Raw genomic sequence first — 11962 nt, 5'->3', positions numbered from 1 at the left:
ATCAGTCCAGGCCGCTCACCCTCGGCGCTTCAACAGGCGGGGTGAACACCGTCGGCTCACGCCGTATCCGGTTGAAATCGATGCCTGCGATCATGTCGTCGAGACTCGTCCACCCCGGCCCGAAGCCGAGCGACTCCCCCATCCACGCGAAGACGTCGGCACTCGTCCAACCCGATGCCTGGAGCTGCTGGTAGGTAACTGCACCGTCACGTTTGGCCAGACGCTGTCCGGACTCGTTGAGCACCAGCGGCACATGCAGCCATCCCGTCGCGGGCAGACCGAGGAGGCTGGCGAGATGAGCCTGTCTGGGTGCCGACGTTGCCAGGTCGTCACCCCGCACGACCTCGTCGACGCCGCTGGCAGCATCATCGACGACGACGATGAGATTATAGGCGTAGACGCCGTCCCCGCGCCGGAGGACGAGATCGTCGGTGGGCGCTGTGATGTCACCGAGCAGTTCGTCATGGACGGTGACCGGAGAATTCTCGGTCCGCAGCCGCAGAGCCGGGCTGCGCCCGTCAGCGGCCAGGCGATCCCGTTGCCGTTCCCGCTCAACCTCGCCGAGGCTGCGGCAGGTTCCCGGATATGCCCCGGGTGGGGCATGGGGTGCGGATGGGGCCTGTTGGATGTCCTTGCGCGAGCAGTAGCATTCGTAGACCAGCCCGCAGTGCTGCAATGACGTGATCGCCTCGGCGTAGATGTCGAGCCGATCCGACTGGATAAGCGGCGCCTCATCCGGGGTGACGCCGAGTTCCGCGAAGACGGCGAGCTGGGATTCAGCCGCACCTGGACTGACCCGGTCGAGGTCCTCGACTCGCCAGAGGAATCGACGTCCTGTCTGGCGGGCACGGACATAGGCGAGCAGTCCAGATCGGATGTTGCCGATGTGCAGGTCCCCGCTGGGACTGGGAGCAAATCGTCCGGCAGCACGGGCCTGCAGGTTCAAACTGTTCAAACTGTTCAAACCTCGTACACGAGGTCGGCGTACTGAGGGAACCGCTGGAGGAAGTCCTGGACGTAGCTGCAGGTCGGCACGACCTTCCTGCCTTCGGATCGCATGCGGTCGAGGACGTTCGTCACGAGCGTCCGCGCGAACCCGCGGCGCGAGAACCCTTCGGAGATGATCGTGTGTTGGAGTTCGAGCGTATTCCCGTCCAACGTCTGATACGCGAGGAAACCGACGAAAGAAGCAGGATCCTCGGCTGTGTAGATCTCAAACCGCTCGCGGCCGACATTGTCGACCACTGTGACCGGGGTGGAACTGAGTTCGGGTTGCATGTGCGACTCCTTGTCACCGGCATAAGAGCGCGGAATCTTCAATCGGTGGAGCAATCGGCTCCGAGGCCAAGCGGTATCGACAGCGATGTCAACGAGACGACTCCGCGAGGGAACATCTTGTGCTCGCCACGATACCCTTGCGCCGAGTTCGGTGCTACGGAGACGCGCCACCCTGCACCGCTCAAGCAGGCGTTCGTCCGGCGGACCGCCGACAACAGGAGCGCTTGGTGCCAGGACAGAGTGAGGGCTGCCCTCCGCAGTCGGAGGGCAGCCCATGAACAGTCGAGCAGCGAGCGGCTCAGGTGCCTGTCTTAGCAGACAGGCCCTCAGCATCGATCGGAGCTGTGGTCTTGCGCTGAAGTCGCTTCTCGAGCCAGCGAGCCAACCCGGCGACCAGCATGTTGATGATGATGAACAGCACGGCACCGACGAGGAACGTGGGCAGCAGGTTGTTGTACTCGCGTCCGATGAGGTTCACCTGGTACAGCAGGTCCTGGTAGGTGACGATGAAGCCCAGGGCTGAGTCCTTGAGCAGAACCACGATCTGAGCGATGATCGTCGGCATCATCGCACGCAGCGCCTGCGGCATCAGCACCAGGCTCATCACCTGGCCCGGGCGCAGGCCGATCGCCATGGCGGCTTCCTTCTGCCCTTTCGGAACTGCCAGGATGCCTGCCCTGATGATCTCGGCCAGGACCATTCCGTTGTAGAGGGTGAGACCGACGACGACCGACCAGAACGAGCCGATGGCGTTGCCGAAGATGAGGAACATCGCGAAGATGAGCAGCAGCACCGGCACGCCGCGGAAGAATTCGAGGATGATGGTGCCCGGCACGGAGACGAACTTCGAACCCGAGAGCCGCATCAGTGCGAAGACCACGCCCACGATGAGCGCAAGAACCGAGGCCACGACGGCGACCTTGAGCGTGGCGAGCATGCCCTGGAGCAGCACCACCTGGATCTGCGAGAACGTGAATGGATACCATTTCGCGGGCTCGAGCTGCCCCGCGTCTGCGAACTTCCAGACGACGAAGACGATGATGCCGGCCAGCACGATGGCGGAGACGATCGAGAGGATGACGTTGTTGCGGCGGGCCTTGGGCCCGGGCTCGTCGAAGAGGACCTGAGTCGGAGCGCTCATCGCAGGATCACCAGCTTCTTTTCGAGGTAGGCGAAGACGCGACCGAGGATCAGCGCCAGGATCAGGTAGGCCAATGCAGTGCCGAACAGCAGCGGGATGACGAGGTCGCCGCGCACCTCGATGGCATTGCGCATGGCGGAGATGAGCTCCCGGTTGTTGAACGCCGAGGCGATTGACGTGTTCTTGAGCATCGCGATGATGACGCTGCCCATCGGCGGGATCACCGTGCGGAATGCCTGCGGCAGGACCACCTGCCCCAGAGTCTGACCGAACGTGAGTCCGACTGCCCGTGCGGCTTCAGCCTGGCCGACGGGAATCGTCGAGATTCCCGACTTGAGCGTCTCAGCCACGAAGCAGGCGGTGTAGGCGGTCAGCGCGATCGTCGCGTAGATGAACGAGTTGAAGGAGCTCGTCGATCCGAAGCGGATGTCGAGGAACGGCAGTCCGAAGGCACAGAAGAACATGACCAGGGTCAGCGGAGTGTTCCTGACGATGTTGATGTAGGTCGACGCGGCGATGCGCAGTACGGGCGTCGGAGACACCCGCATACCTGCCAGCACGGTGCCGAGCAGGAGTGAGCCGACGAGGGCGATGAGGAAGAGCTTGACCGTCCCCCAGATGCCCGAGAGGAACATTTCGATCAGCTGCAGAAAATCCATTCCGGATTCCTTAATCGATGCGAGGGCACCTGACGGCGCCCTCGCATCATGTCAGTTCGCGGACGTGTCAGTAACGGTCGATCTCAGGCATGTCGACGCCATCGGTCGAACCGAGAGTGTATTCGAACGCCTTCTTCCAGTCGCCGTCGTCCATGCCCTCCTGCAGCGCATCGTTGACCGCGTCGCGCATGGCCTTGTCGCCCTTGGGCAGTCCGACGCCGTAGGGCTCTTCGGTGAAGGGCTTGCCGACGACCTTGAACTCGCCCTCGTACTGCTTGGCGTAGCCACGCAGGATCGCATCATCGGTGGTCACGGCGTCGACAGATCCCGACTGGAGATCAGTCACGCACTTCGAGTACGCGTCATAGGTGACGAGTTCGGCGTCCTTGTACTTCTCTTTGATGTTCTGCGCGGGAGTCGAACCGTCGACCGAGCAGACCTTCTTGCCCTTGAGGTCTTCGGGCCCGGCGATATCGGAGTCCTCAGCCACCAGAAGGTCCTGGCCGGCGACGTAGTACGGTCCCGCGAAGTCGACGACTTTCTTGCGCTCGTCATTGATCGTGTAGGTGGCCACGACCATGTCGACGGTGCCCTGCTGCAGGAACGGCTCACGGTTGGCGGAGACGGTCTCTGTGTACTTGATCTGGTCCGGCTTGAAGCCGAGCTGAGCCGCGACCATCTTCGCGATCTCGATGTCGAAGCCCTCAGGTTGGTCGGAGCCGGCCTTGACGTTACCGAGGCCCGGCTGGTCCTTCTTCACACCGATGGTCAGTTCGCCGGCGTCCTTGGCGGCCTTCAGTGTCTTCGAGTCAGAGACATCGGCCTTGTCGTTGACCGTGTATTCCGGCGCGGCTTTCGAGTCGCCGCCTTCGGCTGGGGCATCGGGGGTGCCGCCCTGGCCGCAGCCGCTGAGTGCGAGCATGCCGATCGCGACCGAGGCGATTGAGAGTTTGAGGTTCTTCATTGCTTCTCCTTGTGAGAGTGGTGCTGAAATGTGGGCAGAGTGGTGCTGGAGGAAACAGCGCGTGGCTGCTTCAGTGGGTGAGGATCTTGGACAGGAAGTCCTTGGCCCGCGGAGTCTGCGGATTGTTGAAGAACTCCTCGGGCTCGGCGACTTCGACGATCTCACCGTCGGCCATGAAGACGACGCGGTGAGCCGCTTTGCGAGCGAAGCCCATCTCGTGGGTGACCACGACCATGGTCATGCCCTCCTTGGCCAGTCCGACCATGACGTCGAGGACCTCGTTGATCATCTCGGGGTCGAGCGCCGAGGTGGGCTCGTCGAAGAGCATCACCTTAGGCTTCATCGCCAGCGCCCGTGCGATGGCCACACGCTGCTGCTGACCGCCCGAGAGCTGGGCAGGATACTTGTCGGCCTGATGGGCCACGCCCACGCGTTCGAGCAGCGCCATCGCCTGCTTCTCAGCCTCGGCCTTGGACAGTTTGCGGACCTTGATCGGCCCGAGCGTGACATTCTCGAGGATCGTCTTGTGGGCGAACAGGTTGAACGCCTGGAAGACCATGCCGACGTCCGAGCGAAGCTGAGCCAGCGCAGCGCCCTCGGCAGGCAGTACCTTGCCGTCGATCGTGATCGTGCCCGAGGTGATGGTCTCGAGGCGGTTGATGGTTCGGCACAGGGTCGATTTGCCGGAACCGGACGGACCGATGACGACGACGACTTCGCGCTCTTGGATATCGAGGTTGATGTTCTTCAGAGCGTGAAAGTCACCGTAGTGCTTCTCGACATTCCGTACGGACACCAACGGCAGTGATTCATCTCTCATGAACACTGATCTTAGTGAATATAGGTCACACATGGAAAACTCGGCGAGTGCACAGAAAAACTGCAACCGACTTGTGACCTCGATCATTCGTCGATTGCAGCTCTTCCTTCACCTGCATCGAGGCTCGACGGACGCGTTCCTCACGTCCGCCGCGGTTGAATTTCGCTCAGCCGTCTGCCTGACTGTGGACGATCTTCTCGCCCTCCTCGCGCAGGTCGATCTTTCGGATCTTGCCGGACACGGTCATCGGGAACGACTCGCGGACCTCGACGTAGCGAGGAATCTTGAAGTGTGCGAGCTTGCCCGAGCAGAACTCGCGGACCGCCTCCGCATCCAAAGACTCGACCCCGTCCTTGAGGATCACCCAGGCCATGAGCTCTTCGCCGTACTTCTCGTCCGAGATTCCGACGACCTGAACGTCCCTGATCGACGGGTGGTGGTAGAGGAACTCCTCGACCTCGCGAGGGTAGACGTTCTCTCCGCCGCGGATGACCATGTCCTTGATGCGGCCGGAGATGTCGACATAGCCGTCGTCATCCATGATCCCGAGGTCACCGGTGTGGATCCACCGGGACTCATCGATCGCCTCGGCGGTCTTCTCCGGGTTCTCCCAGTAGCCGAGCATGACCGCGTACCCGCGGGTGCACAGCTCACCCTTCTGCCCGCGCGGAACGGCGAGTCCTGTGACCGGGTCGGCGATCTTGATCTCGAGGTGGGGCATCACCCGGCCGACGGTCTGGGTGCGGGCCTCGAGGCTGTCGTCGACGCGGGTCATCATCGACACGGGTGAGGTTTCGGTCATGCCGTAGCAGATGGCGACCTCCTCCATATTCATGTCGTCGATGACACGCTTCATGATCTCGACCGGGCAGGGTGATCCGGCCATCACACCGGTGCGCAGGGAGCTGAGATCAAACGTCGGGAAGTCGGGGTGTTCGAGTTCAGCGATGAACATCGTGGGCACTCCGTAGAGCGAGGTCGCCTTCTCCTCAGCGACGGCCCTCAAGCTTGCCGCAGGGTCGAATCCGGGAGACGGGAGGATGACGCCGGCACCATGGCTGAGAGCAGCGAGGTTGCCGATGACCATGCCGAAGCAGTGATAGTAGGGCACGGGAAGGACCACGGAGTCCTTCGGGGAGTAGCCCAGCAGCTCCCCGATGAAGAAGCCGTTGTTGAGGATGTTGTGGTGGCTGAGCGTCACGCCTTTGGGGAAGCCCGTGGTGCCGGAGGTGTACTGGATGTTGATCGGGTCGTCCATCGCCAGCTCGTCCATAAGCTGCTGGAGACGAACAGAGTACTTCGCAGACGCGTCGTCGAGAAGTGACCGACCGTTTCCGATGAGATGGGCGAAGGACTCACGTTCGCCGATGATCGCATCACCGCAGAGGTCAGCCGGAACGGTGTCGAGGAAGACAAGTTCGAGGCCGGGAACCTTCGCCGCGACCTCGGTGGCGATCGCATGGAAGTCCGAGTGCGGGGGTGCCGTGATCTGGGAGACCAGCATGGTCATGCCCGACTGCTTCGCGACGTATTCGAGTTCGTGGCTGCGGTAGGAGGGATTGACGTTGACGAGGATGGCCCCGATCTTCGCAGTGGCGTACTGGATCAGCGCCCATTCTGCGACGTTCTGTGCCCAGATGCCTACCCGGTCGCCCTTCTTGACTCCTCGCTCGAGCAGGCCGATGGCCAGGGCATCGGTGTCGCGGTCGAACTCCGCATAGGTCCAACGGCGGTCCGAGTGGCGGTCGATCAGCGCCGACGAATCGGCATGAGCGGCTGCTGTCGCTCTGAAATGTGCGGGGATCGTCTGGCCCAGAAGCGGGGTGAGCGAGGGACCGGAGGAGTAGGAAAGTTCTGACACGTCAGTGTGCTCCTTGGCTCGGTGCGAAGAATCTACTGTGACTCAATGCACAGTATTCCTTCTCGGTCTGTCTCGCAAAAGCTGTGCAGGAAATCGTGGCCGGGAGTACCCGGAACCGGTGAGACCTCCCCCACCGGGGCGACGTAGGCAGCGGTACCTGCTGAGAGCAGCACGAGGGTCGAGGCCAGCGCCGAGACATCCTCGACGTCGTGGGTGATGAGGACAGCACTGCGGCCGGACAGCACATCGGCCAGCACCCGCCTGGTCTCGATCTTCACATCGACGTCGAGGGCGGCGAGAGGTTCGTCGAGGAGCAGCAGCTTGGGATCGATGACCAGAGCTCTGGCCAGCGCGATTCTGGCTGCTTGTCCCCCGGACACCGCATCGGGTCGTCGGTCGCTGCAGTGTCCGACGCCGAGCCGGTCGAGCATGTCCTGGGCCGATGTCCGTGCCTCGCGCGATCGTCGACCATGGGCACGCAGTCCGAAGGCGACGTTGTCGATGACCGACAGGTGCGGGAACAGCAGCGGGTTCTGCGCTAAATGAACGATGCCGCGATCATGCACGGGCGGCCAGACACCGGCCGCAGTGTCGACGATCGTGTCATCGCCGATGCGCAGGACGGCCGTGTCCGCCGCGATCGCCCCGGTCATCACCTGGAGCAGACTGGATTTGCCGGCACCGTTGCGACCGATGATCGCCGTCGTGCCTTCCGCGGGCACGGTGAGATCGACGTCGATGCCGCGCTCGGGAAGTGTGGCGCGGATGCTCATCGTGGAGTCCGGCGATGCTGATCGACCTTCGGCATCAGCCCCCGCCTCGGCGCGCAGGACGCCGATGGACGCCTCCACAGCCTCGTTGTGCGCGGCAGACGGCCCCGTCGCCCCTCGCGAAGCCCGCAGCCTCGGAGCAGACGGCGATCGGTAGGCGAGGACGATGATGATGAGAGCCACGACGATGAGCAGCAGGGACAGGCCGATGGCCGACTGAGGGTCTGTTTCGCGGACCAGGTAGATCTGGAGAGGCATCGTCCTGGTCACGCCGGACAGCGACCCGGCGAATGTCAGCGTGGCACCGAACTCCCCCAAGGACCGGGCGAAGCAGAGCACGGCGCCGGTCATGATGCCCTGTTTGAGGAGCGGAAGGGTGATCCGGAAGAAGACGCGGTTCGGTTTGGCGCCGAGCTCCGCAGCGGCGAGTTCGAAGTTCTGTCCGCGTGCCGCTGCTGCTGTCTCGACGGACATCACCATGAACGGCATGGACACGAAGATCTGGGCGAAGATGACGGCTGCCGTCGTGTACGCCAGTCCCAGCCCCATGCCCTCAAGTGCCGAGCCGAGGAGCGCGGACCGACCCCACGTGTAGAGAAGAGCGAGGCCGCTGACGACCGGAGGCAGCACCAGGGGCAGCAGGATGAGCGTGCGCACGACCCGTTGACCTCTGAAGGTGCGCGTGGCCAGCAGATACCCCAGCGGGAACCCGATGATGACGCTCACAAACGCTGAGATGAGTGAGGTGCCGAGCGAGAGTCCCATCGCCAGCTTCGACTCGTCGGCGAAGATGACGTCGCTCAGCGAGCCGGGGTCGATGCGGCTGATCATCCCGATGATCGGGACGAGCAGGAACGCGATCCCCAGAGCGGCGGGCAGCCAGAGCCACCCCGGGAGGCTCGGGTGCCCGCGCCTGCCACGCTGGACTCGCCTACGCTCCTGCACTGACCCGCCCTGCACTGACCTGCCCTGCGAGAACCTGCTGCGCGCTGCCATGATCAGGGAGTCGCGAAGCCGGCATCGTCGAGCAGATCCACGGCCTTGTCCGAGCCCAGGAACTTCACGAACTGAGCGGCCTGCTCCTGGTGCTTGCTGGCCTTGACCGTCGCCGCCGGATACTGGTTGACGACCTTGTCAGCGCCGTCGAGTCTGACCTCTTCGACGTCACCGCCGGCACGAGCCACGTCGGTGACGTAGACGATGCCGGCATCGGCCTGACCGGCGCTGACCTTGCCGAGCACGTCGGTGACCGAGTTCTCTTCGCTGGCGGGGTTGAGCTTCACCTCGTTCTGATCCGCCCACTTCTGCGTGGCCGCACCGCACGGCACCTGCGGCGCGCACACCACGAGGTCCTTGCCCGCGAAGTCCTTCGAGGACCTGATGTTCTCTGGATTGCCTGTGGGCACGGCCAGGGTGAGGGTGTTCGACGCGAAGATCTGAGGATCACCCGCGAGCAGATCATCGCCTGCGAGAGTGTCCATGGTCTTCTCATCGGCGGTGGCGATGACATCGGCTGGGGCGCCTTCGGAGATCTGCGCGACAAGGTCGGAGGAGCCGGCGAAGGAGAACTTCACGTCGACATCCGGGTTCGTCTTCTTGAATTCGTCGGCGACGTCGGCAAAGACCTCGGTCAAGGAGGCGGCGGCGAAGACCGTCACGGTGGCCTTCTCCCCCGCACCAGAGTCCGAGCCCGAAGCCGAGCCCGAAGCTGAGCCGGAGGAGCATGCTGTCAGAGAGAGCGCTGCGACGATGCAGAGGACGGAAAAAGACTTCATCTAGCCATTAAACCCGCATCTGCGGACATACTGCTAATTCAACACGGCATTTGAGTCACCACAGCGGATCTCAGCGGTCCGGAGCGGTATCGATCGAGACCATCGTCGCCTTCACCGAGGCAGTCGCGAGGCTCCCCGGTTCAAGCTCCAGCTGACGACAGGCCTCCGCCGACATCAGGGAGACGACTCGGAACGGTCCGCACTGGAGGCTGACCTGCGCCATCACTCCGTCCATGACGACATTGGTGACGAGGCCGGCGAAGCGATTGCGGGCCGAGCTCGTGACCCCGGTCGGATCGTCGAGTGCACCGGGACCGGACTGGGCCATCGCCACGAGCTCCCGGCCGTCGACCACGGCGCGGTTGGAGGCGTCCTTGCGTTGGGTGAGCTTGCCGTCGGCGACCCACCGTCGCACGGTGTCATCGCTGACGCCGAGGAAGCGGGCCGCATCGCTGATGCGCAGTTCCGTCATTCGAGCGCCCCCACCCATTCGTCGGCACCGTCGGCGAAGTACTGGTGCTTCCAGATCGCGACTCGAGCCTTGACCTCGTCGATGAGCTCTGAGCAGGCCTCGAAGGAATCACGGCGATGAGCCGATGCGACGACAGCCGCCAAGGCCACGTCACCGATCTCGAGCGGACCCACGCGGTGGACGACGGACAGACGCACGGCAGGGTGTCTGTCCGCGATCTCAGCGGCCACCTCGGCGATCTGGGTCGTCGCCAAGGGATGGGACTCATAGGTCAGCCGTGATACTCCCCGTCCGTCGTCGTGATCGCGGATCACACCGGAGAAGCTGACGACGGCTCCGCATTCGGCGGTGAGCACAGCGGGTTCGAGGGCGGCGGTGCTGATCGGGGTCTCGACGATGTCGGTGCGGATGACGGTCATGGCTCACGGGTCCAGTCGCCGCTGCGTCCACCGGATTTCTCGATGACTTTGACGTCTCCGATGACTGCCCTGTTGTCCACGGCCTTGATCATGTCGAAGATCGTCAGTGCGGCCACGGTGACGGCCGTCAGCGCCTCCATCTCCACGCCGGTCTTCGACACCGTCTTGACGGCCCCGATGATGCGCACGCCGTCCTCGAGCAGTTCGAAGTCGACGTCGATGCCGGTCAGCGGCAGCGGGTGGCACAGGGGAATGAGGTCACTCGTGCGTTTGGCACCCATGACCCCGGCGATGCGCGCCACGGGCAGGGCGTCGCCCTTGGGCAGCCCCGCCTCGGCGATCATGTCGATGACGTCGGTGCGGGTCGTGATCAGAGCAGTCGCCACGGCACGGCGTCTGGTCACGTCTTTGTCCGCCACGTCGACCATGTGCGCGGCCCCGGTCTCATCGATGTGCGAGAGTTTCATGCGATCTTCCACGTCCTCACCCTATCCTCCGAGCCCGTGAACGGATCATCGGGTGAGGGCATCGGATCCGTAGGCGGAATGAAGACGAGATGGGTGCTCTGCGCATAGTTGTGGAGCAGATGCGAACGGGAGCCGCCGAGGAGTTCGAGACCGCGCTCGGTCATGATCGCGCGGCGGACCTGCAGCTTCCCGCTCGGCGGTGTCTCGTCGAGTCCGTCGACGAGCCGGTGGAACTCGACCTCCCGAGGGTCTTCGTCGACGTCGAGGCCCAGCAGGGCGGGACGAACGAACATCTCAAAGCTCAGCAGTGCACTGACAGGGTTGCCAGGCAGCGCGATCCAGCGGCGTCCGGCCAGCGTGCCGCACCCCTGCGGCCCTCCGGGCTGCATGGCGATGGGTTCGAAGACCATGGCCGATTCAGAGTCGAGTTCGGAGGCGAGCTTGACGACCTCGTGCGCACCTTTCGAGATGCCGCCCGTGGAGATGACGAGATCGGCCTCGGCGGCGGCGACACGGTCGAGGAGCAGCTGCGGATCGTCGGGGATCGCAAGGGTCGTCACCTCGACCCCGAGGCGACGCAGACTTGCCGAGAGCGTGATCGCGTTCGCGTCGTGGATCCCGGCGGCCGCATCGGCTGTGATCTCGTCGCCGGTGCTCACGACGAGCACGCGCGGCAGGGCCTGAACCTCGAGTTTGCGGATTCCGCAGGCCGCAGCCACACCGAGGTGGGCCGGAGTGAGCATGGTTCCGGCACGCAGGACCGTGGTCCCTGAGGTGACGTCGCTGCCGCGGGGTCGCACATAGGCGCCCGGGTGTGGGCCGGAGCCGACGTCGGAGAGAGTGACTGTGATCTCCGGGGATTCGAATTCGCCGGGTCGGGTGGCTTCGATCGCCACGATCGTGTCCGTGCCGGGCGGCAGGGGCGCCCCGGTCATGATCTCGACGGCGCTACCCGGGGCCACCTCGGTGCCTCGGGCTCCGGCAGCTACCCGACCGTGGACTGGGATGGGTCCGAAGACGGTGAGGGCACTCCTACCGGAGCTGTCCGAAGCTGTGGGATCGCCAGGACTGTCTGTGTCGGGGTGTCGGACCTGGGCGGCGTCCCGGAGAGTCGAGGCAGCGAGGGCGTAGCCGTCCATGCTCGAATTGTCGAAGCCGGGCACGTCGATGGGCGAGAGGACGTCGACCGCGAGACGACGGGGCGCATCGAGCAGGCGGCTGAGCTCGACCGTCTGTGTGCCGACCAGGTCGGAGATCGTCTCGAGCACGCGTTGACGATGCATGATTGCGGTAGTCATGGGACGATGATAGCGACAATGCCTTTCAAGGAGGATGA

General features: G+C 63.9%; 13 protein-coding genes. All 13 read right to left on the bottom strand.

Annotated features, from left to right (window positions below):
• Window position 1: 1 nt before the first annotated feature.
• Complete coding sequence (gluQRS, locus tag MPN20_RS00725) at window positions 2–955, bottom strand: tRNA glutamyl-Q(34) synthetase GluQRS (protein WP_242778159.1); 954 nt, start codon at window positions 953–955, stop codon at window positions 2–4.
• A 5-nt stretch (window positions 956–960) separates the two neighbouring features.
• Window positions 961–1278 carry a GNAT family N-acetyltransferase gene (locus MPN20_RS00720; RefSeq protein ID WP_242778155.1) on the bottom strand — a complete coding sequence of 106 codons (318 nt, stop codon included), beginning with the start codon at window positions 1276–1278 and terminating at the stop codon, window positions 961–963.
• A gap of 298 nt (window positions 1279–1576) precedes the next feature.
• Window positions 1577–2419: an amino acid ABC transporter permease gene (locus MPN20_RS00715; protein ID WP_242778152.1), complete on the bottom strand. Its 843-nt coding sequence runs from the start codon at window positions 2417–2419 to the stop codon at window positions 1577–1579.
• On the bottom strand, window positions 2416–3078 hold the full coding sequence (locus MPN20_RS00710; RefSeq protein ID WP_242778149.1) for an amino acid ABC transporter permease: 663 nt from the start codon (window positions 3076–3078) through the stop codon (window positions 2416–2418). Before MPN20_RS00710 ends, MPN20_RS00715 begins: the two co-directional genes overlap by 4 nt.
• 67 nt (window positions 3079–3145) lie before the next feature.
• Entirely contained in the window at window positions 3146–4042 is an 897-nt protein-coding gene (locus tag MPN20_RS00705; RefSeq protein WP_242778146.1) for a glutamate ABC transporter substrate-binding protein, read from the bottom strand.
• Window positions 4043–4112: 70 nt separating this feature from the next.
• Window positions 4113–4841: an amino acid ABC transporter ATP-binding protein gene (locus MPN20_RS00700; RefSeq protein WP_242778243.1), complete on the bottom strand. Its 729-nt coding sequence runs from the start codon at window positions 4839–4841 to the stop codon at window positions 4113–4115.
• A gap of 187 nt (window positions 4842–5028) precedes the next feature.
• Complete coding sequence (locus MPN20_RS00695) at window positions 5029–6723, bottom strand: AMP-binding protein (RefSeq protein WP_242778143.1); 1695 nt, start codon at window positions 6721–6723, stop codon at window positions 5029–5031.
• A gap of 32 nt (window positions 6724–6755) precedes the next feature.
• Window positions 6756–8489, bottom strand: a complete 1734-nt coding sequence (locus tag MPN20_RS00690; protein WP_242778140.1) for an ABC transporter permease — start codon at window positions 8487–8489, stop codon at window positions 6756–6758.
• 2 nt (window positions 8490–8491) lie between these two features.
• Entirely contained in the window at window positions 8492–9268 is a 777-nt protein-coding gene (modA, locus tag MPN20_RS00685) for a molybdate ABC transporter substrate-binding protein (protein WP_242778137.1), read from the bottom strand.
• A gap of 70 nt (window positions 9269–9338) precedes the next feature.
• Window positions 9339–9740, bottom strand: a complete 402-nt coding sequence (locus MPN20_RS00680; protein WP_242778134.1) for a TOBE domain-containing protein — start codon at window positions 9738–9740, stop codon at window positions 9339–9341.
• Window positions 9737–10159 (bottom strand): molybdenum cofactor biosynthesis protein MoaE, encoded by a 423-nt coding sequence (locus tag MPN20_RS00675; RefSeq protein WP_242778131.1) that lies wholly within the window; start codon window positions 10157–10159, stop codon window positions 9737–9739. Before MPN20_RS00675 ends, MPN20_RS00680 begins: the two co-directional genes overlap by 4 nt.
• The gene (gene moaC, locus MPN20_RS00670; RefSeq protein WP_242778128.1) at window positions 10156–10626 is read right to left on the bottom strand and encodes a cyclic pyranopterin monophosphate synthase MoaC; all 471 of its coding nucleotides are present in this window, start codon (window positions 10624–10626) and stop codon (window positions 10156–10158) included. Before moaC ends, MPN20_RS00675 begins: the two co-directional genes overlap by 4 nt.
• Window positions 10623–11924, bottom strand: coding sequence for a molybdopterin molybdotransferase MoeA (locus MPN20_RS00665; RefSeq protein WP_242778125.1), 1302 nt, complete (start codon window positions 11922–11924; stop codon window positions 10623–10625). Before MPN20_RS00665 ends, moaC begins: the two co-directional genes overlap by 4 nt.
• Window positions 11925–11962: the final 38 nt, after the last annotated feature.

The sequence above is a fragment of the Brevibacterium sp. ZH18 genome, from assembly GCF_022748595.1.
In the GTDB taxonomy this organism is placed as follows: Bacteria; Actinomycetota; Actinomycetes; order Actinomycetales; family Brevibacteriaceae; genus Brevibacterium.
This window is presented reverse-complemented; position numbering and strand designations above follow the sequence as displayed.